The sequence below is a fragment of the Stenotrophomonas sp. CCNWLW162 genome, from assembly GCF_037203745.1.
Classification (GTDB): domain Bacteria; phylum Pseudomonadota; class Gammaproteobacteria; order Xanthomonadales; family Xanthomonadaceae; genus Stenotrophomonas; species Stenotrophomonas maltophilia_AQ.
The window spans coordinates 661,804-684,086 of the sequence record NZ_JBBCBL010000003.1 but is presented as its reverse complement, the minus strand read 5'-3'; the positions used below and the strand labels follow the sequence as shown (position 1 = coordinate 684,086).

Below are 22,283 nucleotides of genomic sequence, written 5' to 3'. Positions count from 1 at the left end.
TGCAACAGTCGCGACACTCTACACTGCGGCTCGTCGATTCGCCCCGCGCCGCCCGCGGGCACTGACCTTCCCTTAGCCGCCCTGGAGATCCACTGATGTCCCACGCGCTCGACGCTGCTGCCCTCGACCAGCTGTTCCGCACTGCCCGCACCCAGAACGCCTTCCTCGACAAGCCGGTCCCGGCCAGCCTGCTGCAGGAACTGTACGACCTGGTGAAGTGGGGACCGACCGCGGCCAACACCACGCCGGCCCGTTTCGTCTTCGTCACCTCGAAGGAAGCCAAGGCCAAGCTGGCCCCGGCCCTGTCCGAAGGCAACCATGACAAGACCATGGCCGCCCCGGTCACCGTCATCATCGGCTTCGACCTGGATTTCCACGAGAAGCTGCCGTACCTGTTCCCGCACACCGATGCCAAGGCCTGGTTCGACGGCCCGCAGGAAGGCCGCCACGAAGCCGCCATCCGCAACGGCAGCCTGCAGGGTGCCTACCTGATCCTGGCCGCGCGCGCGCTGGGCCTGGATGCCGGTCCGATGTCCGGCTTCGATGCGGCCAAGGTGGATGAAGCCTTCTTCGCCGGCACCTCCATCAAGTCGAATTTCCTGGTCAACCTGGGTTACGGTGACTCGGCGGGCCTGTTCCCGCGTCTGCCGCGCCTGTCGTTCGACGAAGCGGCGCGCATCGCGTAAGTCGTTGTATCGGTTTCGGGCCCGCCGTCCCGCGGCGGGCTCTTGCTACACCGTGTACCCACCCTACGATCCGGAGAGTTCCTGAGATGAGCGCCACCCGTAAACTGCTGCTGCCGCTGGCCCTGACGCTGGCCATCGCCGCCTGCTCCAAGCCGGCCGACACCGCTGCCCCGGCCGCCGATGCCGCCGCCCCGGCCACCACCGGGCAGGCCGCCACCCCGGCCGCCGATGCCGCTGCTGCCGCGCCGGCCGCCGAAGCGATCAAGATCGCCTCGGGCACCTACAAGCTGGACCCGACCCACACCGACGTGCTGGCCCAGTGGAGCCACTTCGGCTTCTCCAACCCGAGCGCACACTTCGGCAACGTTGAAGGCACCCTGGTGTACAACGCCGAAGACGTGACCAAGTCCACCGTGGAAGTGAAGCTGCCGCTGAGCGGCCTGAACAGCTTCACCGCCAAGTTCGACGAGCACCTGAAGAGCGCCGATTTCTTCGACGCCGCCAAGTTCGCCGATGCCACCTTCAAGAGCACCAAGGTGGAAGCTGCTGGCACCAACAAGCTGAGCGTGACCGGTGACCTGACCATCAAGGGCATCACCAAGCCGGTCACCCTGGACGTGACCGTGAACGGCGGCGGCGAGCACCCGATGGCCAAGGTTCCGGCCGCCGGCTTCGATGCCACCACCACCCTGAAGCGCAGCGATTTCGGCGTCGGCGCGTATGCCCCGAACGTCAGCGATGAAGTGAAGATCCGCATCACCACCGAAGCCACCGGCGAAAAGCCGGCCGCTTGATGCACCCCGCTCACTCGTCGTGAGAAGGCAGAAGGCCCGCTGAAAAGCGGGCCTTCTTTTTGGGTTCTGGTAGAGCCGGCCGCTGGCCGGCTGCGGACCTGGATTCGGTGGGTGCGGACCGTTGGTCCGCACGATCCCTCAGCGCAACGCGCCCAACCATGCAACGCACGCCTCGCTCGGGCTCTGCTTGGCCTTCACCGTCATCCCGCTCACGCGCGCGAAGGTCTGCGCGGCCTGCGCCACCACCTGGCGTGCGATCAGCGCCGCCTGCTTGGTCGCGGCCTGCTGCTTGCGCAACTGCACGATGTTGATCGACGGTCGGCCCACCGGCGCGTACTTCTGGTCGCGGCGCAGCACATCGGCCACCTGTGCCACTTCGAATTCGGCCTGCAGATAGCGGTGTTGTGCCTCCACCAGCTCACGCAGCGGTACGCGCAGGGCAGCGGTGTCGGCGAAGGCGGCCAGTGCCGCGTCGCAGGCGGCGTCATCGGCAAAGCGGGTACGCAGCGCGTCCACGCTGGCCAGGGTCAGTTTGGCCATGTGGGCCTCGTTGCTGCAGGAAAGGAGCGCGATTGTCGCATCGCTTGCCAGGTCGTGCCGGCCACTGGCCGGCAATTGCATGGGAGTGTGCGGACCAACGGTCCGCACCCACCGGTCGGCGGGTCCGCATCCACCTGATGCAAGGAGCAGCCGAGCATGGGCTCGGCTCTACAATGGCCTGCTTTTCATCCACGGAAGGAAGACCCATGCAGGACACGCAGTACTGGTTGAACGAATTCTGGACGGGCCTGAGCGTGCTCGATCTGGTCGGTGGCAGCCTGCTCGGCACGCTGCTCGGCCTGGTGCTGGGCATCGTCGCCTGGCGCTGGCTGCACCGCCGTGGTTGGTTGCAGCGGCGCAAGCGCTGGCATCACTGGCTGCTGGCCAGCTACGTGGTGCTGCTGCCGCTGGCCACCGCCTTCTTCGGGCTGCAGCTGGGCTTTACTGCCGGCGCACACCGCGCGCTGTTCAAGCAGCTCGATCACTTCCAGCCGCACCTGCAGACCCTGGTGGAAGGCTGGAGCGAAGGCTTTACCGATTCACTGGACAACCCGCGCATGCGCGAGGCATTGCGCAGCCAGGGCACGGTGGGCGATGTGGCCGACACCATTGCCTCGGCCTATCTGAGCGAACATCCGTTGCCCGGCCTCGATCGTCTCGGTGACGGCCCATTGGCACGTGGCGCGGGATGGGTGATCGGCAAGGTGCGCGAGGGACTGCTGCGCGGCATGCTGGAAGACACGCTGGTGGACAAGGCCGGCACGATCGGCCTGGAGCCCAAGGTGGTGCGCGAGGCACTGACCATGCACGTGGATGAGCTGCTGCACACCCGTGGCGTGCTGCGGCTGGTGAAGGCGCAGATCAACGGCATGATGCCGGGCGTGTACTTCGGGCTGCTGTTGCCGTTGTTGATCATTGCGCTGCTGGTGGCGCTGGAGATCTGGGCCGCGCAGCGGTCCGGATGGACGCGGCAGGTGGCGTCCAGCACGGTAGTGCCGGCCGCTGGCCGGCAGCTGCGGGTACCTGCCGAAGGTTCATGAGGTTGCCGGCCAGCGGCCGGCACTACCCATTCGAAGGCGTGCGGGCCAACGGTCCGCATCTACCGTCTTTTGCTCAATCGCCGTCGGTTTCGTCCGGGTGGGCCTTCCAGTAGCCGGTGGAACGGATCCAGTCGCGCGGCACGCCAAGATGCCCTTCGATGAACTTGCGCATCATGCGGGCGCGGCGCGATTCGGTGGCGATCCAGTAGAAGACATCGCCGTCCGGTGCCTCGAAGTCGGTCAGCATGTCTTCCAGCAGCGTGCTGCTGGCCGCCGGGAAGCCGTTGCGCTCCAGCCAGTGGATGCGCACGTTCTCGTACTGCGGCAGGTCCTGGCGTTCGGCCTCGTCGCTCACTTCAATGAAGGCCTGCACTTCGGCGCCGTCCGGCAGCACGTCCAGCCAGCGGGCGATGGCCGGCAGCGCGGTTTCATCGCCGATCAGCACATAGGCGTCGTAGCTGTCGGCCACCACGAACGAGCCGCGCGGGCCGCCGATCACCAGCACGTCGCCAGCCTGCGCCTGCTCGGCCCACGGCCCGGCAATGCCCTGGTCGTGCAGCACGAAGTCGATGGCCAGCTCGCCGGTTTCATGGTCCCACCAGCGCGGGGTGTAGTCGCGGGCCGGCGAGGGCTCCTTGCCGTCCGGGTAGCTGCGGCCTTCGGCGGTCAGCACCGGCAGCACCATCTCGCCGCTGCTGTTGGGGAAGAACAGCTTGATGTGGTCGTCGGCGCCGGGCGAATCGAAGCCGGCCAGATCGTCGCCACCCAGCACCACGCGACGCATGTGCGGGGTGACCTCTTCGGTGCGCAGCACGGTAAGTTCACGGAAGCGCACATCCAGGCGCAGGCGCGTGTTGTTGTGTTCGGTCATGGGGATACCTGTAAAGGTGTCGCGCGGGGGCGCGCGGCATGGGAGCGACCTGGCTGGATTCAGTCTGGCTGGGTCGTTGAAAAGGATTGGGTCTCGCTACCGGCCGTACCATTGAGCAGGGCAGACGCCCGCGTCAGCAGCGCCGCTACTTCTTCCGCCTCGCCCTCGGCCCAGCGACCGTGGTGGTGCACCAGCGCCCGCTTGAACTCGCGAAGGGCACCGGCCAGCGGCGGCGGCAGCGAGGCCTTGGTGATCTCGCGGGCACGGTCGAAGGCGCGTCGCTGCGCCAGCCGCACCTGGGTGCGCTGCACCTTCAGCTCGAACTCGCCGGCGGTGGTGATTCGGAAGATCCGCTTGCCATCCACTTCCTCGGCCTCGATCCAGCCGGCCTGCTCGAAGCTGGCCAGCAGCGGGTACATGGTGCCAGCGCTGGGCGTGTAGGCCTGCATGAACTGGTTGCTGATCAGCTGCATCAGCTCGTAGCCATGGCGCGGCTGCTCGCCGATCAGGGCCAGCACCAGCAGGCGCAGGTCGCCGCGGCTGAGCACCCGCGGCTGGCCGTTGCGGCGCGGCACCGCCGGATCGGTGGAACGGGCTCTGGGAGAAGCGGTACGGCTCATTTCGATATATCGGTAAACGAGTGTGCAAACGATATATCGATATATCGAAGCCGACAATCATCGATCCGGCCACAAGCAGGTCCGTTTTGGGCCACGGCCGGCCGCGTGCACAGCAAAAGGGGCGCCCCCTGCGAGGCGCCCCGGCGATGCTGTGGAAGGGAGCGGGGCGGCCAGGCCCCTCACTCACGGTCTACCCTGGGCCCAACGCCAGCGCCGATCCAGAGGCGGGTGCGACACGTTGTCGCCGGTTCAGCGCCAGCGCCGGGGCACTCGCGAGCAGGTTGGCCACGTTGCCCTACAACCGTCATCGGCAGCGGTAACACTGCGTCCTGCGCATGGGCGCAGCGGTCCGGAAGCGACACCCTGCGCGGCCGCCAAGCCCCGCCAATGCGCCCTCGCACCGCCTGGCAAGCCCCTTGCGGACACTGGCCGGTTGCATCCATACGCCTGCGTAGCCAAGTGACGAAAGCCCTTGGTGCGCTACACTTTGCGGTCTAGAAATCTATACAACAGTCGCGCGCGTGCGTGCGGTTATGGGAGCGCTAATGAACTGGTTGAACGAGGTGCTGAACAACGACCCGAATCCTGTGGAAACCCAGGAGTGGATCGAGTCGTTGAAGGCCGTTATTGATGTCGAGGGCTCCGAGCGCGCGCATCAGCTGCTGGAAGGCATGGTGGAACTGACCCGTCGTTCGGGCGCCTACCTGCCGTTCTCTCCCACCACCGAGTACGTCAACACCATCGAGCCGCAGCTCGAGGCCAAGAGCCCGGGCAATGCCGAGCTGGAATGGCGCATCCGTTCGATCATCCGCTGGAACGCGATGGCCACCGTGGTCCGCGCCAACCGCAAGCCGGGTGACCTGGGCGGCCACATCGCCTCGTTCGCCTCCGGCGCCACCCTGTACGACGTGGGCTTCAACCACTTCTGGCGCGCCCCGAGCGAAAACCACCCGGGCGACCTGCTGTTCATCCAGGGCCACAGCGCCCCGGGCATCTACGCGCGTTCCTTCCTGGAAGGCCGCATCAGCGAAGAGCAGCTGGACAAGTTCCGCATGGAAGTGGACGGCGGTGGCCTGTCCTCGTACCCGCACCCGTGGCTGATGCCGGAATACTGGCAGACCCCGACCGTGTCGATGGGCCTGGGCCCGCTGGCCGCCATCTACCAGGCGCAGTTCATGCGCTACCTGGAAAACCGTGGCCTGATCGAGAAGTCCGACCGCAAGGTGTGGTGCTTCATCGGCGACGGCGAGAGCGACGAGCCGGAAACCCTGGGTGCCATCGCCCTGGCCGGCCGTGAAGGCCTGGACAACCTGATCTTCGTGGTGAACTGCAACCTGCAGCGCCTGGACGGCCCGGTGCGCGGCAACGGCAAGATCATCCAGGAACTGGAAGGCGTGTTCCGTGGCGGCGGCTGGAACGTGATCAAGCTGCTGTGGGGCGGTTACTGGGATGCCCTGCTGGCCAAGGACAGCGACGGCGTCCTGAAGAAGCTGATGATGGAAACCGTCGACGGCGAATACCAGAACTGCAAGGCCTTCGGCGGCGCGTATACCCGCGAGCATTTCTTCGGCAAGTACCCGGAAACCGCTGCGATGGTCGCCGGCCTGAGCGACGACGACATCTGGCGCCTGAACCGTGGTGGCCACGACCCGCACAAGGTGTACGCCGCCTACCACCAGGCCGTGAACACCAAGGGCATGCCGACCGTCATCCTGGCCAAGACCGTGAAGGGTTACGGCATGGGCAGCGCCGGTGAGGCACTGAACCCGACCCACCAGACCAAGAAGCTGGACGACGAAGCGGTGCGCCACTTCCGCGACCGCTTCAACATTCCGGTAACTGACGCGCAGCTGGCCGACGGCCAGGTGCCGTTCTACCACCCGGGCCCGGATTCGCCGGAAGTGCAGTACCTGCAGGAACGCCGTGCCGCGCTGGGCGGTTACCTGCCGCAGCGCCGCCGCAAGGCCGACAAGACCTTCGTGGCGCCGAAGCTGGAAGCCTACGAGCGCCTGCTGAAGAGCAGCGGCGAGCGCAGCTACTCCACCACCATGGCGTTCGTGCAGAGCCTGAACATCACCCTGCGCGACAAGGAACTGGGCCCGCACATCGTGCCGATCGTGGCCGACGAAGCCCGTACCTTCGGTATGGAAGGCCTGTTCCGCCAGATCGGCATCTACGCGCCGTTCGGCCAGAAGTACAAGCCGGTCGACGCCGACCAGCTGATGTTCTACCGCGAAGACCAGAGCGGCCAGGTGCTGCAGCAGGGCATCAGCGAGCCGGGTGCGATCAGCTCGTGGATGGCCGCCGGTACCAGCTACTCGGTCAGCAACGTGCCGATGCTGCCGTTCTACATCTACTACTCGATGTTCGGCTTCCAGCGCGTGGGCGACATTGCCTGGCAGGCAGCGGACATGCGTACCCGCGGCTTCCTGCTGGGTGGCACCGCCGGCCGCACCACGCTGAACGGTGAAGGCCTGCAGCACGAAGATGGCTTCAGCCATCTGGTGGCCGGTGGCATTCCGAACGTGCGCAGCTACGACCCGACCTTCGGCTTCGAAGTGACCGTGGTACTGCAGCACGGCACCAAGCGCATGATGGAAGACCAGGTGGACGAGTATTACTACGTCACCCTGATGAACGAGAACTACACCCACCCGGAAATGCCGGAAGGCGCGGCCGAAGGCATCGTCAAGGGCATGTACCTGCTGACCGACGCCGGCAAGCCGAAGAAGGGCGAGCTGCGCGTGCAGCTGCTGGGTTCGGGCACGATCCTGCGCGAAGCCATTGCCGCGGCCGAGCTGCTGGACAAGGATTTCGGCGTGACCGCCGACATCTGGAGCTGCCCGAGCTTCAACGAACTGCGTCGCGATGGTTTCGACGTGGAACGTGCCAACCGCCTGCATCCGGAAGGTGAGCAGCGCAAGGCCTACGTGACCGAGCTGCTGGAAGGCCGCCAAGGCCCGGCGATTGCCGCCACCGACTACGTGCGTGCATATGCGGACCAGATCCGCGCGTTCGTGCCGATGTCGTACACCGTGCTGGGTACCGATGGTTTCGGCCGTTCGGATACGCGTGCGAACCTGCGTCGGTTCTTTGAGGTTGACCGTTACTACATCGCGCATGCCGCGATTGCGGCGCTGGCGAAGGACGGGAAGATGACCGCGAAGGATGTGGCCCGGGCGATCAAGCAGTACAAGATTGATCCGGAGAAGGCTAATCCTGTTGGGGTTTGAAAAAAAAAGGGGGGGCATAGTCCCCCCTTTTTTTCGTTGTGACGCTGGGAATGCGTGTAAAACTATTGTGAACTAGTTCAAGGATTGAAGACGTGAGCAAGCAGCTTGCAGAGATAGCCTACGACTTACATTCTGGGTTGGCGACAAGCCTCATTCCTGAGTTTGACGATTTGCGGCTAATCGGTATGGCTGGGACGTTGGCTATACACATAAAGGGCCTGGGAGAAATCGAATACGAGGTGATGCGGAAGGTTTCCGATCATCTCATGGGTATACCTTCCCTAGCTTTGGAGCGAGTCTTAAGGATTCTCGAAGAAGTAGGGTTTGTAAAGCTTGTCCAGAACGGGAAAAAAATTTCCAGTGTTATTCCCAACATTCCAGTTTTTGATGATGTCTACCTAGGAATAGGGCAGTACGCTGCTAGTGAGTGTGTCTTGAATGAGCACGAGCAGGCAACAATTCATATATTGGGAAGGTTGCAGAATGAGCCAATCAACAAGGATGCGCTCATTAACTCGCTTGGTGCTGAAAAATCGGTTATCGATCGCTGTCTAGTGGTCGGAAAAACGAGTGGAATCGTTAGCGAGCATCGAGCGCGGGGGCGCGACATCCTGATTAGTCCATTCTATTTCTCGGATAATTTGGATGGATTGGCTGATGCTGCTGTCGCCTGCGGCGCCGGATCAATTAAAAGTGCGCTTGATAAGGTTAAATCAAATCAAGGCTGGCCGCTCTCCGTAGTGCGCGCTTCGGGGGAGATCGGTGGGTCTAAGCTTACTCAAACTGAGCGAGTACTTGTCGATAAAATGGCGGGTGAAGGCATAATTAGGCCTCCAACAATAAAATTTGGTGTGAAAAGTGAGTCCTTTCTATTCACGCCAAGGCCCGGCGCTACTCGCTTGAATGCATCAAACAGAGAGGTTTATGAACGTGCCATGGCCCTTATCTCGGCAGTTAGAAAAGGGCAGCTCCTGGCGGATCGATTTAAGATTCACTCCCCAGTCCGCATTCTCGAGGTTTTGCGAGATAAGGGTTTCGTAGGCTCCAATTCTGAGGCTCGTCACCAGTACCAAAATCTGGTGGTTCTTAAGGTGGCGTATTTAAAGCAGACTGCACAAAATATGTGGCAGTTGTGCCTTAATAAAACCCCCGAAAATGATGCTGCATTGAATCTGGCCATATCGCTTCTCCGGACGGGTCAGCTTGCGGATATGGAGGTAAATAACGATGCAAGGATTGCTCTCGGCAAGGGTGAAGAGTACATTCAGTCTCTCATTTCCGCGTCGGAAATAAAGAAAAGGCAGTTGCAAGTTGCTGATCCGCAGGCAACGTATGAATTTGAACAGCTTCTGCTAAAGTTGAGTTAATTAATGGGAAATCTAGATAAGGATAGGTTTCAAAAGGAACTGGCAATAAAATATTGCCTTGCTAGGGGGATGATTCCATTTCCCGAAGTGCTCGTTCCTAGCTTCTCGGATATAAGTGATTCGCTTGAAGTTCTCACCGATTTGGACGTTCTTGGTCTGGAGTTCATAAGCGATGGTGACCTGCGGCGCGTCCTATTTGATTGCAAGACCGGATCTAAGCTCAGTGCAATAAATCGAGCGTTCTGGGCCAGGGGGGTGATGACCTATACGGCATGTGATCACGGATACGTCCTTTTGAAAGGCAAGGCCGTTAGTAATCATCGTCTATCCTCCCTTAGCATTGATGTTGATCTCCACACGGAAGACTCATTTATATCTGTTGGAAGAACTTTGGATATCGCTTTTCCACGCGAGTCTTTCTATCAGTCGTCAATTGGACGATGGAACAATGTAGATGAATGCTATTCAAAGAATGCATGGTCTGTCGAGCTGCGAACACTAGTGAGAAACGTAGTTCCTCTGGCTTCTTCGCCAGCCTCAGTCTTTAGGCGGATAATTGCCGAGCTCCGATCGCAGCGTGGGAACTTTGATCCGCGCAAGGATGCACACATAGTGATATTCCTTGATCTAGTGGCGTCATTGATGGTGCTGTGGACCTCGCTCGCGCGAGATGCAAGAAGATTTTACCTTCCTGGTATGAGTAAAGATGAGTTCGAAAAAATACTTCGTCTGTATCTTTGGGGGGGGCGAGACTCGTACAAGTTGCGGCAGCAGCTACAGAAGGATCGTTCTGGGCCTGAGAGTGCAGCAGTTGTTGATTTTCCAGCTTGGGATAGGTTGGTCTCGTATTTTGGTCTTGTGGTTGATGCACCACAAGAAACATTCAAGTGTGCTCACTTCTGTCGAGAGGTGGCTTTCCGAGAAGCAGGATCTGCTGATTCGAGGTTGGACGCTGAAATGGCTTCCTTTGTTTCTGGTGCGCCGCGAGCGAAGCAATTCTCGGTGGGCCTAGTCGATTACTTAGTTCTCGCATGCGGTCTTCCCCGAGACCTGGGTAAAGAGGTAGGGGCGCGTCTTCTAACACGCTGAGCGCGATGTGCAGAAATTATTTGGCCTAAAATTGGTCCGATGTACGCGCCGTTAACCAGCTCCGGCGGATAAAAGCCTAGCTTACCAACTCGGATCAACGGTACATGCTCTTCCGTCGCCGGTCAGGGCTTCATGAGCACTTTGGCATGTCTGAACTGGAAGGCGCCGATCACAGCGCTCAAAGCTACTTGCCGAATTCAATCCGGGTATTCTGCTCGGTTTTCTGTCGATTTGTAGCTTAAGTCCAACTAAAACTCGGTCTCAGGCAACTCCGATCTTTGGCAAGTTGGAAGATCGAATATCGCGACCTCTGCGCCGCATTCTTGCAGTCCATCAATTCAAACGGCCAGATCTAAAGGCAAGTCCGAAATATCTCGTAGTCGCTTCCCTTCGATCAAGATGTCCAGCATTTCTTTTGCATCGGGAAAATCCAAATCCTCGACTGCAAGTTTTAGTTCATTCAGGGCAAAATGATAGGTGCAGTCTATATCTCCTGTGCCGAGTGCGATTGATGCAATTCGGCTGGGACTAGGCTCTGCAGTTACCACTACCGCATGCGGCAATCTTCCTTTGCGGTTCCTTATGAGATTAAGTGCTTCGGAGCGCGCATTCTGAGCTCTGTCACTACGCAGCGTCCACTTGCAGGAAATGCTCGCATGCAATATTGGTAGGCCTCCATTGGAGCTTCTCAGGGAGGCTTGCTGTGCAGTGGACGAGTCGACAATGAGGCTACTAGAATTTATAAATTGGTCATCAATCAGGCTGCGCGAAACTATGATGTCAGGGGTGATCGTGTAGTCGTTCCCTAACGCTGCTGCCAACTCCCGATTGCCCTTGGCTGCTCGATCAAGAGCGGCGAGATGTGCATATTGGTCAAAGTTTGCAATCAATCGCCTGTTTCTGCCGCCCACCTGTTGGATAAGCCAGTCACCCGGCCTGATGTGATCAAGCTGGCCAAACGTGTTGCGAACAAAGCTTGCGCAAGCGCCCTCAAAATTGCTGCCGGAAGTTTGCGCGGCTGCTCGTTCGCTCATTACCTCGACGCAAAGTTGAGCGGCTATATGCTTGGCAATTTCTCTGCTTACGCGACTATCTTTGTCGGCGTTGGAGTGGATTCCATTTTTGTCAATAGTGAGCGTGTTCTCGAGAAGCGAGGCGTGAAACTTCTTTCGTTCTGAAAGGAAGAGGGCTTCTACGCTCATGCCACTTTGAAAATGCGCGGCTGTGAAAGAGCATCGCAAATACGAGCAGCCACAGCCGCAGCCACGGGGGGAGGGAACGCGTTGCCGATCTGCCTGTAGGCCGCGGTCTTTCGCCCTGCAAACTCCCAACTGTCAGGGAAACCTTGGATTCGAGCCGTCATTCGTGGGGTAAGCCGGGGCATACCGTCAAAATCTGCTTCAGGGGCCTGGTCCCAAAGCCCCATGCCATCGACACCTAGAGCTGCCCATGCCTTCTTGGCGCGGGTTGGCCCAAGGTCAGGGCCGCCATGCTTCTTGGATCCACCGACGAGAGTCGGCGCGATCGCGTTGGCACCTTCCCTCCATGCATCAACTTGATCCCAGCCTCGCGCGCCCATCAAGTCATGCAGGAGCTGACCTACCGTCTTTGGGGGCTCTTTCAGTGCTTCTGGCCATGAGAATGCCGGAGCAAGCTCCTTCTTCATGCCGACAAATATCACGCGCGGCCGAAGCTGGGAGACGCCGTAGTCGGATGCGTGCAGAAGTCGCCAATCGCCCAAGTATCCGAGTTTCTTGAGCTCCTTCTCTACGCCCTTCCGGTAATCATCGAACTTGGGGTCGAGCAGGCCGCGAACATTTTCGAGCATGATTGCTTGAGGCCTTACCTGATCAACAATTCGAATGGCTTCAGGAAAAAGGTCGCGCTCGTCGTCGGCGCCCAGCTGCTTTCCTGCCTTAGAGAAAGGAGGGCAAGGCACGCCGCCGGCAACGAGATCCACACCCTTGTATGGGGATGCGTCGAAGTCGCGAAGGTCACCCTCAATCACGTTCCAGCTCGGGCGGTTCAAGCGGAGCGTCTGGCATGCGGCCGGCTCCCATTCCACGAGCGCAGAGTGGTCGAAGCCGGCCATCTCTAGGCCAAGGCCTTGTCCGCCAGCACCGGCGCACATCTCAAGGGAGGTGAATTGACTCATGTAGATCTCAGATCAGAAAGGAGCCCGGCAGGAGGGTGTCGCGCTGGCTACAGCGCGAGCTCCTTAGAGCGCCAGGTGTTGGGTGGGGGCGATGGGGTCAGCAAGTACACGCTGGCGCCGTATCAGATGCTGAGACTAGGGCAGGCGTGCCCCTAAGCCGCATGACAGTGCGTGGCGTGTCCAGATGCCTGGATTCCCCTTCTCTGGCAACTGCCAGCGTACCAAGCCTGATCGCTAGTGCAAGTGTTTGGAGTTCAGGGCGCTTGGGAGGCCATCCATGCAGGTCAATTCCGCCAAATCGCTTCCGAAATCCCCGAGATGTCAAGGCCCGGGCTGGCCCATTGCGTAACGCAGTCAGCCGAGTCCTGGAAGCTGCTGGCTGTGAGCCTCTATAGCAAAGCCTTAAGGGCTATCAGAGATCCTGAGGCTCAACCATTCATCTTTGGCTGCAGGGGTGAAGCCGTGGGCGATCATGATCTCGCGGTCCGCGAGATAGGTGGCACAAAGGACCTGGTAGCCCTCCCTCCCCAGCGTTTCCTTCATCTCGCGAGCCCGCTTCACTGCATCCCTTTGCTGTGCTAACTGTTCGATGACGTCCCGTGGGATGAGAAGGCCCGTGGCCATGGTGAAGAGCGCGCGCACTCGCTGCCGCCCACTAGGCTGGGCCAAGATTGCCGAGCGCACCACTTCAGGGAGATCCAGCATGAAGTTCCTGGGCATCGGACCTTCTACAAGCCATCGAATCTGCGCCTTACCGGCAGCGGAGATGGACTTCTTCCCGTCTCTGTTCTGGCCATTGGTCAGTACTGCCGGGGTCATTCTCAACAGGCCGAGCCAGCAAAGCCCCTTCACATCGTCCGCGCGGACAAGCATGCAAAGCTGCCCAACCGCCTCCTGCGGGATCATCCAATCGTTCTTGACAGTGAATTTGGTATCAACCTCGTGGCCGGCAATTAGATTGTCCAATAAGACTCCTCGCTCCAGGGCCAAGGCTTTGCGGAGCAGGATCTCGACCTTTGTGCCGATGTAAGTCTTTTCTGTTTTCTCTAGCTGATCAATGCAAAATCGCCCCGTACGGGGCGCGTCAATCACTTCGTCGAACGCCGTGCGGAGCGCTTGCCCCACTTTGCTCAGCAGAGCAGGGTCGCGTGAGAGAGCAGCCGCAACCTGCTCTAAAGCGGGGTCATCCAGCTGAGGAACTTGTGAAAAAAGGCCATTCATTGAACCCTTCTATCACAATGTGGGCAATTTACGTAAGGTTATGTCGTGTCCGGCCCATAGTTAGCCGCTGCCCAATTCTCGTGATCCTGAGGTGTCAGTCGGGCCGCAACAATCTGACTATGCGATCGATCTCTCGGGCTCGATCCGCTTCCCGCTTGATCTTGCACTCCCAAACAGTAATCACCTTCCAGCCTGCGGCCCTTAAGCGGCGCGCTGACCTACGGTCGCGCCGGACATTCGCTTCCAGCTTGGGTGACCAGTAGCGCGCGTTAGTTCCCGGTCTCCTTCCGTTCAAGCAACTGTGCAGATGCCAGAAGCAGCCATGCACGAAGATGACGGTTCTGTACTTCGGTAGCACGATATCTGGTCGTCCAGGAAGCCCGCTTCCTCCCAGCACATACCGAAAACCTCGAGCATGCATAGCTTTGCGTAGCCACAGCTCAGGTTTGGTATCTGAGCTGCGAATCCTGGACATTCGTTCGCTTCGTGCTTCAGGGCTAAGAATGTCGGGCATCGTCCTGCCTCGGGTCTTCTGAGATAAAGCACACTCTCGCTTATTTCAGCTCTCGGTAGATAGCAAGTGAACGTTCCATTGGTCCCGCACTGCTTCCTACCACTGGCACTGCGATCGATGCCAACTGATTGATTCCTGGCAGGCTGACAGCTCAGACGGCATGGGAATGCTCAACTCACGGCCATCCAACTCGAAGTAGGTTGATTGCTGGAGAGCAGGCGCCACGGCGATCCGCAGAGAACCGGGGTTGATGGCTATCAGATACAAATCAAACAGAGTGTGCACATCGGCACGGAGCAAAAGACCGTTCCTGACATCGTTGCTCTTTAGGCCTGAGTAGGGCTGGATGTGGGCCGCCTCGAGCGCATCGACCACATCGCATCCCGTCATAGCACAGCAGCCGCCGTATGCGTCCAGCAGTGCCTTGCGGAAGGCAGGCTGCCCGCGGCGCCGAACGATAGCTGCCAGCACACGTTGCCTCTCGTCCACCTCGTCTGTTGGGGAGAAACTACCAGATGCCTCCGCCGCTTTGGCCTCCTGCTCCAACAGTCCCTTTGTAGGACCAGAGACCGACGTGAGCGTCTCACAGGAAAGCCCGAGGAGCATGGCAAGTTTCGGCTCAACCCTCGCACCCACGTTCGATGCTGGGAGAAGCCCGGGTAGCCAAGGTTTGCCTGCCTGATCTAGAACATGGGAGATGTTCTGCATGCGGTATTCCCACGCCTTGGGCGTGCGTCCGTGGCGGGTTGCCAGTTCCCGATAGACCCTTGCCTTCTCAAGGGCTGATCCACTAGCAAGTCGGGCCTCCATTTGGCGATACGCCTCAACGGCAGCAGCCAATTCGTCGTCAGTCCACCTGCTCACACCCTTCCCTGTCCTCGACCGCGCGTGGCGCTCCTGGGGAAAGTATGCCGTAAACGACGCAATGAGCCGCTAATGGCTTGAGGCGGAGGAGCGTAGTGTGTCAGCGCAAACCGCAGACTGTTCAGGCCCGTCGATGCATCCAGTATGTGGAGTTCGGTTGCAAAGCCCTAATCGGCCGGAAGTAGTCGGCTACTCCAGCGCTGGAGTAGAGGTTGAACGCAAGCCGTCTCACTGGCTCGGCCTATGAAGCCTAGGATGAGCAACTGTGATGAGGAGTTGTCCACCAGCAGAGCGGGCTCACCTCGGCAAGTGAGTTCGAAGTACCTTGCTTCAAAGCGTCCGGCACCGAGCGTTGCATCTTCAGCCGCTAGGCTTAGGGCTTCCTCGCGCATGACAGCAAATTCGGTAGCCGAGACCTTGGGGTAAGTCTTCAGCTCCAAATCGCCTTTTGGCAAGTGGAAGTGGGCGAGCGCTGAACCAATCAGCGCTGCTAAGCACAGTACTGCGTACGTCAGAGACTTCATTGGAAGTCCTGCAGATCAGAGGCGAACGGATAATGGGGCCGCGACGATAGCCTGCAGCCCATTGCTTAAGGCTCAAGCCTTGGGCGCTACTCCCGCTCCTGCAACCGCTCAGTCACCTGCGCAGTCAACGCCACACACGCCATCTTCAACCCTTCCATAACCCGATCGCCCAGGTACTCCTCGGGCGCGCCATTCTGCCGCGTCCGCTCCGCAGCCAGCATCAGCTCCGCCACCACGCGCAGCCCCGCCAGCGCGCAATCCGCATCCGCCAGCTGAAGACAGCGCCCAGGCAGTTGATGCCGCTCCGGCCAAGGCTGGCCGTCCGCAGCCGCACCGGTGCCGATGCGGTGCAGCGTGGCGACGAAGGCGTTGGGGTCGGCAGACGGTTCGCGCTCGGGTTCGGCGTTGTCCGGATCGTACTGCGCGTGCAGGGGACGGAAGTCCGATGTGTTCATGGCAATGCTCCGTACAGGACAGACAGCAGCGCCACCAGTAAAGGCGGCGGACGATGCGTGGCTCGAAAACCGATCAGAGTCAGTCGGCGGACCCGAAGGCCCCCACGCACCGCCCGCCATGGAACGCGAACGGATTGCCAGCCGGCGCCACACAGAGGTGACGCCGGCTGACAAGCGTAAACACTTGACTCTGAAAAACGGGTTTTCGACGCCCGCGCCACCCTTTTTCGGTGGCACGCCGAGAGATACCCGCGCAGCTGCCAAATGCCAAGAAACTGCAGAACCGGCGATTGCCAGTCCTGACGCTTTCGGCATTGTCACACACGGTGTTAAGCCAGCAAGCGATTGCGCCGCAACGGTCTTGAAGGGCTTGGCGTTATTGGCTCCAAGCGCAGGAATGCCCGCAGCCTGGGCCATGGCCTAGGGCCAATCGCGACAGATTGGACCAGCAGTTCAGCCGGGCGGCGCCTCGGCCGTAGGCACGAAGGTCAGACGCACCCGAACCCGCGCATGCCGCGCGACGCCCTCAACCACAACCGGTTCAAAGCGCCACTGGTCCACTGCGGTAAAGGCCGCACGATCAATCTCCCGCAGTCCGCTGGACCGCACCACCATCACGTTGGAAACGTGGCCCAGCTCATCCAGTTGAGCAACCAACAACACCGGCATGGGAACCTGCAGCACGGTATCGGGCGGCGTGGCAGGGACCGTTGAATACACAACGGCAGGCGCCTGCTGCAGCTCGAAGGTAGGGTTGTCACCGCGCTCTACGAACACTTCAGTGGAAACCTGCGGGTCTGCCGCCATGGCCATGGCAGGTGTAGCGCCCAGCAGCATCAGGGCGAGGTTCAGTGCCAGGGCGGTGTTGAAGCGGGGCATACGTGGTTTCCATTCCGGTGCGCTGCCAGCATAGCGGCCATCCCTTGGCATGGCTTGCCTTGAATGCCGGCGCGCCGGACGGCTGCACGGTTCACACAGGCACACCCGGCCGTGGCCACAGCGCATCGTCGCGTTCCAGGTCGTAGTCGCTGCCGAACGCCAGCGCTGCCTCGCGCGGTGGGAGGTCTGCGTAGCAGCCCAGCAGGTACTCATCCATGCCGGCATCGCTATGGTCGATGGCGACCAAGCGAAGGGCCCCTATTGGACGGGTGATCTACCTGTAATGGATTTCGTTGTAATCCGATTACCGGCTGCTGCCGACCGGGTTACAAGGGAGCATGCCCATTCAGTACGCTTCTTTGGAGTGTGAGTGTTTGATCCGTGACCGGTGACCGGTAAGCTGTGCCCAGTGCAGGACTCAGAATGAGATGGAGATAGCGCATGGATTCGACCTCAGCTAATCACCCCCGGAAGGGGGAGTTCTTTCTCCTTGAGGCCGGTGCAATCAGCGGCCCTGCATGCGGGGTCGTCTTCGAGAATCTGGATCGTCTGCTGTCTCCTCCCCGCATGATCCTGCTACCAGAGGAGGGGGGCATTCCACCACTCCGCGAAGTTCCGCGATTGGCTTTCAATCCCAGCATGGGCGCACCGCCGCGGGATCTGGAGCCGGGATTCAGCGGATACTGGCTCGTCTCGAAACGACTACATGACGTGATGATTTCCGTTGATCCTTACGCCTTTGCCTTTGCGGAGATTGACTATCGGCTGGAAGATGGCAGCCAAGGCGACCGCCGCTACTTGTGCACTGTGATCCGGGTAGTTGATGCGTTGGACGAAGGTGCTTCCAAGCTCTTTATTGATACCTCCGAAGATTTCATCAACGGGAAGTTCTACGACCTGGGTGGTGGTGCAAGTGTGACGTTTGATCGTGGCGCGCTCGGCCAGGCGCACGTCTTCAAGACACCTTATACAGCCTCTGTCTTTTGCGACCACGTGTTCAAAGACGCAGTGGAAAGCGCTGGCGTGGCTACTGACAATGATGCCGATGGCATGTGGTTTATTGACGCTGCAGATATCTAGCCGCTTTGCAGCTGCTGAGCAGGAAGGAGCCTGATCGATGCCTCGCAACGGACCTCACTTTCAAGACCATCACGCCATCGAGCAGCGCACACTGGCGCGTAGCCCGCTGCTCAGGATGCTCGCCGATACCGGTCATTTTGATATCCACGCTCCGGAGAATCGGATCTTTCTCCCAGCTGATCCGGCGTTCGCTCAAACGCTGGGAATCACCCCGCACAGCGGTGGCCCTATCGCCGACTATCAGATCGGCCTTCTGCAACGTTTGCGTCGCCTGGAACAGACGCCCGACGGAGTGGCCGCGTTCAACGGAGACGCTGCCGCACAGACGCGGATTTCCGGGCGGGTAGAGGCACTGCGGGACACGGTACGGATTGGCTTGATCAATGGTGATCTCTACACCAACGCTCCCTATGGTCTGAAGCCTGACGATATTCGGCCACAAGTTCAGAGCTTCTTCTTCAACGAAGGCCGTTATGGCCAGTTAAACGCCCCCCAGCTTCAACAGCTTAGGAGCTTCACGCCGATCGATAGCGGCTGGGCGGGTGTTACTCATTCGGAGCATCGTGTAGTGGCCACGCTCCGGCACGTTCAGTCATCTCCCAATCCCCTAACACGTGGAGGTGGAGCGGAGTTGCAGCGTCAAGGCCTTTCGGAGGCAATCTCCAGCGCATACCACGGTGGCAGGCTGAGCATATCCTCAGAGGGAGTCCTGATAGTTGAGAATGCTCTGGGTAAGGAAGCGGCAGACCCATTGCGCGTTCCGCAAGGTCAGCGAGGATTTGCAACTACCAGCATCCTCCTCGGCGAAGCCTCCACCAGCCAACTGATCCGCTCCGGCGGCCTGCTCGCCTCTGGCGCCGACGCTGTGATCACCGCCCGCCGAACCTCGCAGCTGCTGGAAGAAGGCAACGGGACCGCCGCCCAGTCCGAGCTCACCCATGCCTTGGCGCGCAACGGCGGTGGCTGGGTCGGTGGCATGGCCACGGCATCGGTGATCGGCACGTCCAGCTTCGTCCCTGCGGCCATCGTCGCGGGCGATGCGCTGCTGATGAGCAAGGCGTTCGACAAGGGCGCCGATCTGCTCGACAACCGCGCCGTCTACCGGCAGACCGACAAAGCCGATGTCACGTGGCAGTTCAATGGCCTCAACTGGCAGCGCCAGGCGGTCATGGACAGCGCGGGCGACGGCCTGGGCAATCCGGCTGAGCGCAGTGTGGGTGCCAGTTACGAGAAGGCCCGTGAGCTGGGCGCGTATGCCCATGTAAAAGCGGTAGAGCTGGCGCTGGGCACGGCGCCGCCGCCACAGGATCCTTTCAGCATCCCGGCGCGGGACGGGGAGGGCCGTCTGGACAATCCCAACTGGCACCGCGATGCGCAGACCGAACAGTGGATGCGGCAGGTCAAGGTTGGCGTGTCCGGCGCCAACGACCGGGGTGTGTATGAGACGCAGATCGCCAGCCCCGAGCGCGCCAGCGAGTTGAATCGCGAGGCGGTGCAGCGCATCGAGAACAACATCGCCAACGGCAAGGCCGCCATTGCCGCCAGCTACCTGGAGACCTACGCCGCTACCCGCGCCAGCGACTTCGTGCCGCTGGTGCCGGAAGCGGTGGAGCAGGCCCGTGCCAGGCCCGATGCCATCCAAGGCTCGGACAACCAGCTCTACCAACGCGACGAACAAGGGCAATGGAACCACGCTGGCCAGATCGCGCAGGGCAACATGGCGCTGGAGTTGGAGCTGACCCGCACCATCCAGCAGCCGTCGCTCGATCAGTTCAACCAGACCATTGCCGCATTGGACGCGCGGCCATTGCCGTCTGCGGCGGAAGTGAACCAGAACGAGCTGCGCCACAGCTACTACGCTGCGGGCGTTGCGCTGTCACCGGCATGGGAGCAAGCGATTGCGCTGGCCACGGAGCGCACGCGCGAGCAGCACGGCATTACGGGTCCCACGCTGCAGGAACTGGGGCCTGTAGCCGAGGGCAATGCGGGCGCCTCTCGGCCCATCACTTATTACCAGGTAGGTCAGGATGGCGTGGCGCGCGCCGTCGCGACCACCAGCACGCAGGAGCTGCAGGCCGCATGGAATGAGGTGCGGACGCGTGCCAATGAGCAGGCGCCGTTACCGGACTCGCCCGAGCTGCGCATTGCCGCGCTGTCGGCGGGTGAGCAGGAGGCTTACCGGCAGGCACTGCAGGAGGCCAATCGGCAAGGTGCTGCACAGGTGGATGCAGGGCAGGCTGCACGAGCGGCCGCGCAGGTGGCACATGGCGACAAACCATCGGAGCAGGGCGGGAACGTGGAAGCGCGGCCTGAAGAGCCGGCGACTGCGCAGCCCATCGCGCCTGCGACGGTTGCGGCATCGTCGCCAGCGACAACGGTCGCACCACCACCTACGCCCGCGCCACAGGACAAGCCCGCGCCTCAGCGGCACGCCGAGCAGCGCGATCCGCCGCGGCGTGAGGCGGAGCCCCAACCTCAGCCCCATCCAAACAGCGAGGCGCCCACCGAAAACCGTACTGCCTCACAGACGCCGGAGCCCACCGAGCCTATGCAGGCGCACCCGGCCGCACCTGAGCGCGCGACGCCACACGCTGCCGCGCCTCTGGCAGCGGCAACGCGGGCGGTGCCCACGCAGCGCACAGAGCAGGTACCGGATCCGGAGCAGATGGCCGCACCTGCGGTTGCTCCCACTCCAAAGCAGGACATGGCAGTGCAGGAGGTCGAGCCGGTGCCCTTCAAGGAGCCGCTGCCTGCTGAGCCTGCGCGCGATCCGTGGCCTTTGGAGCAGGAAGTGGCGCAACACGTGCCAGAGCCCGAACCGGCTCCGTTGGGTGACCACGAGCCAGTCACTGCGGCTGTCACTGTTCCTGCCGAGCCTAAGACGGCGCCAAGCCATGAACCGGCCGCGTTCGCACCGGAACCGGATGAGGCTTCGGGCCCGAACCGGGCGCTGCAGGACCCCACGCAGCCCGGTCACCCCGACCATGCGCTGTATCAGCAGATCCGCGAGGGCGTGGAAGCGCTGGACGCCAAGCACGGCCGCAGCTTCGATGAAGTCAGCGAACGCATGACCGCCAGCCTTCTGGTACTGGCCAAGGACAACGACCTGGAACGGGTGGACCATGTGCTGGTGAGCAACGCTACGCACGAGCACTCTGCCGGGCACACGCTGTTCGTGGTGCAGGGCGAGCCGAGCAATCCGGCCCATCAGCGCGCTGCGATTCCGACCGAGATGGCGGCGCAGACACCGGTGGAGGAGTCACTGCAGCAGTTCGACTCTGTCAGCCGTGAAGCGCATCAGCGCGCGCTTGCAAATCAGATGGATCAGCAGCTGGAAGACCAACGGGTGCAGCACGATATACAGATTCGTGCGGCGAGTATGTGATTCGATGGAACGTGCACTCAAGTTCAGGTGGATGCTGCCGATAGGGCGTTACGCGCGTGCGTTGCGCGCGGGGCCGAAGCTCATCGATGAGCTTTCGATGAATTGTGAATGCAGATGGATCCGCAATGAAAGCAACAGATCTGATCGAATCGTTGACCCGGAAGTTGGGAACCACCTCGCAGGGTGAGCTGGCCGCTGCTCTGGGGGTATCAGTGGGAACGCTGATCAACTGGAAGAATCGCGACGAGGACCTTAGTGCCAATCAGGTGGCTTCCGCGTTGGCGAAGTCGCGGGAAGCGGCCGTGGATGAGTCGCAGTTCAGGGCGATCCAGCCAATTGTAGAGTTCTATACGATTGACCGGTGCCTGACCAAGCAAGAGAAGAGTTGGCAGGTTTTCAACGGTGGTTCGGGCGCGAGCAAGTATGCGCAGGGAGTGAAGGCCGAGCTTGAAAATAGCTGTGGCATCTACATCTTCTATGATTCCCGTGGCCAGGCCTTGTACGTCGGAAAGGCTCGTGAGCAATCGCTCTGGAAGGAAATTAACCTGGCCTTCAATCGACGGCGCGATGTACAGTCCATCTCGCTGGTTAGCCATCCTGATCGGAATCGGGAGTTCAAGCCAGGCTACGAAAAGCTTCGCCAGCCGAAACGGGTCAGTCTCGAGCTGTTCGACTTGGCTGGGTACTTCAGTGCGTACGACGTGGACCCGGGGATGATCGATGATCTCGAAGCCCTGATGGTTCGTGGCTTTGCCAACGATCTTCTGAACATCCGCATGGAGACGTTCGCCCACTCGCGAAAGTGACCGTTCCGCGCTGGGTGGCGTGCAATCACGTCACCGGCGCAACGATCACCGGTTGCAGTACCCGCTCTCGCGGGATTGCCGTCTGGTTCACACATTCAGCAAGCCGATCCCGCAGCTTGGGCCTCTCCACCTGCCCCCCATCCCACCTATGCCATCATCC

Annotated in this window: 19 protein-coding genes; 8 read left to right on the top strand and 11 right to left on the bottom strand. The window is 60.9% G+C overall.

The genetic code is table 11. The features are described from left to right. Window positions 1–95 precede the first annotated feature (95 nt). Window positions 96–686: a malonic semialdehyde reductase gene (locus tag V9K93_RS11875; protein WP_004139510.1), complete on the top strand. Its 591-nt coding sequence runs from the start codon at window positions 96–98 to the stop codon at window positions 684–686. Window positions 687–772: 86 nt separating this feature from the next. Continuing rightward, window positions 773–1,480 carry a YceI family protein gene (locus V9K93_RS11870; protein ID WP_136639537.1) on the top strand — a complete coding sequence of 236 codons (708 nt, stop codon included), beginning with the start codon at window positions 773–775 and terminating at the stop codon, window positions 1,478–1,480. Window positions 1,481–1,618: 138 nt separating this feature from the next. Here the strand turns inward: V9K93_RS11870 and V9K93_RS11865 are convergent, their stop codons facing one another. Then, entirely contained in the window at window positions 1,619–2,020 is a 402-nt protein-coding gene (locus V9K93_RS11865) for a hypothetical protein (protein WP_164079980.1), read from the bottom strand. Window positions 2,021–2,226: 206 nt separating this feature from the next. Between V9K93_RS11865 and V9K93_RS11860 the strand changes: the two genes are divergently transcribed. Next, on the top strand, window positions 2,227–3,060 hold the full coding sequence (locus V9K93_RS11860) for a hypothetical protein (protein WP_337302600.1): 834 nt from the start codon (window positions 2,227–2,229) through the stop codon (window positions 3,058–3,060). A gap of 73 nt (window positions 3,061–3,133) precedes the next feature. On the opposite strand, the gene V9K93_RS11855 is transcribed toward V9K93_RS11860, so the two are convergent. Continuing rightward, the gene (locus tag V9K93_RS11855; RefSeq protein ID WP_253079207.1) at window positions 3,134–3,931 is read right to left on the bottom strand and encodes a siderophore-interacting protein; all 798 of its coding nucleotides are present in this window, start codon (window positions 3,929–3,931) and stop codon (window positions 3,134–3,136) included. 59 nt (window positions 3,932–3,990) lie between these two features. Beyond that, the gene (locus tag V9K93_RS11850; RefSeq protein WP_136639541.1) at window positions 3,991–4,551 is read right to left on the bottom strand and encodes a PadR family transcriptional regulator; all 561 of its coding nucleotides are present in this window, start codon (window positions 4,549–4,551) and stop codon (window positions 3,991–3,993) included. Window positions 4,552–5,096: 545 nt separating this feature from the next. On the opposite strand from V9K93_RS11850, the gene aceE reads away from it, so the two are divergent. Together aceE and V9K93_RS11840 are read left to right on the top strand one after the other, a co-directional pair. Then, window positions 5,097–7,784, top strand: coding sequence for a pyruvate dehydrogenase (acetyl-transferring), homodimeric type (gene aceE / locus V9K93_RS11845; protein ID WP_337302599.1), 2,688 nt, complete (start codon window positions 5,097–5,099; stop codon window positions 7,782–7,784). Window positions 7,785–7,876: 92 nt separating this feature from the next. Then, window positions 7,877–9,151 (top strand): hypothetical protein, encoded by a 1,275-nt coding sequence (locus tag V9K93_RS11840; RefSeq protein WP_337302598.1) that lies wholly within the window; start codon window positions 7,877–7,879, stop codon window positions 9,149–9,151. A 1,427-nt stretch (window positions 9,152–10,578) separates the two neighbouring features. Here the strand turns inward: V9K93_RS11840 and V9K93_RS11835 are convergent. The 8 genes from V9K93_RS11835 to V9K93_RS11800 form a co-directional block, all read right to left on the bottom strand. Further along, window positions 10,579–11,442, bottom strand: coding sequence for an NgoMIV family type II restriction endonuclease (locus V9K93_RS11835; protein WP_337302597.1), 864 nt, complete (start codon window positions 11,440–11,442; stop codon window positions 10,579–10,581). Then, window positions 11,439–12,395, bottom strand: a complete 957-nt coding sequence (locus V9K93_RS11830) for a DNA cytosine methyltransferase (RefSeq protein WP_046984449.1) — start codon at window positions 12,393–12,395, stop codon at window positions 11,439–11,441. Before V9K93_RS11830 ends, V9K93_RS11835 begins: the two co-directional genes overlap by 4 nt. A gap of 402 nt (window positions 12,396–12,797) precedes the next feature. Next, entirely contained in the window at window positions 12,798–13,616 is an 819-nt protein-coding gene (locus V9K93_RS11825) for a NaeI family type II restriction endonuclease (protein ID WP_024957157.1), read from the bottom strand. Window positions 13,617–13,710: 94 nt separating this feature from the next. After that, the gene (locus V9K93_RS11820) at window positions 13,711–14,130 is read right to left on the bottom strand and encodes a very short patch repair endonuclease (RefSeq protein WP_076738390.1); all 420 of its coding nucleotides are present in this window, start codon (window positions 14,128–14,130) and stop codon (window positions 13,711–13,713) included. A 96-nt stretch (window positions 14,131–14,226) separates the two neighbouring features. Continuing rightward, on the bottom strand, window positions 14,227–14,838 hold the full coding sequence (locus V9K93_RS11815) for an HNH endonuclease (RefSeq protein ID WP_197697520.1): 612 nt from the start codon (window positions 14,836–14,838) through the stop codon (window positions 14,227–14,229). Window positions 14,839–15,604: 766 nt separating this feature from the next. Next, the gene (locus V9K93_RS11810; protein WP_337302596.1) at window positions 15,605–15,973 is read right to left on the bottom strand and encodes a hypothetical protein; all 369 of its coding nucleotides are present in this window, start codon (window positions 15,971–15,973) and stop codon (window positions 15,605–15,607) included. A gap of 453 nt (window positions 15,974–16,426) precedes the next feature. After that, window positions 16,427–16,852 carry a TonB family protein gene (locus V9K93_RS11805; RefSeq protein WP_046984447.1) on the bottom strand — a complete coding sequence of 142 codons (426 nt, stop codon included), beginning with the start codon at window positions 16,850–16,852 and terminating at the stop codon, window positions 16,427–16,429. A 91-nt stretch (window positions 16,853–16,943) separates the two neighbouring features. After that, a complete protein-coding gene (locus tag V9K93_RS11800) occupies window positions 16,944–17,126 on the bottom strand; it encodes a hypothetical protein (protein ID WP_197633195.1) in 183 nt (60 codons plus the stop codon). Window positions 17,127–17,293: 167 nt separating this feature from the next. Here V9K93_RS11800 and V9K93_RS11795 point away from each other — a divergent pair, with 167 nt between their 5' ends. The 3 genes from V9K93_RS11795 (at window position 17,294) to V9K93_RS11785 (ending at window position 22,123) form a co-directional block, all read left to right on the top strand. Beyond that, on the top strand, window positions 17,294–17,932 hold the full coding sequence (locus tag V9K93_RS11795) for a DUF1629 domain-containing protein (RefSeq protein WP_046984445.1): 639 nt from the start codon (window positions 17,294–17,296) through the stop codon (window positions 17,930–17,932). A gap of 37 nt (window positions 17,933–17,969) precedes the next feature. Further along, on the top strand, window positions 17,970–21,317 hold the full coding sequence (locus tag V9K93_RS11790; RefSeq protein ID WP_337302595.1) for an XVIPCD domain-containing protein: 3,348 nt from the start codon (window positions 17,970–17,972) through the stop codon (window positions 21,315–21,317). A 125-nt stretch (window positions 21,318–21,442) separates the two neighbouring features. After that, the gene (locus tag V9K93_RS11785; protein WP_136639552.1) at window positions 21,443–22,123 is read left to right on the top strand and encodes a helix-turn-helix domain-containing protein; all 681 of its coding nucleotides are present in this window, start codon (window positions 21,443–21,445) and stop codon (window positions 22,121–22,123) included. Window positions 22,124–22,283: the final 160 nt, after the last annotated feature.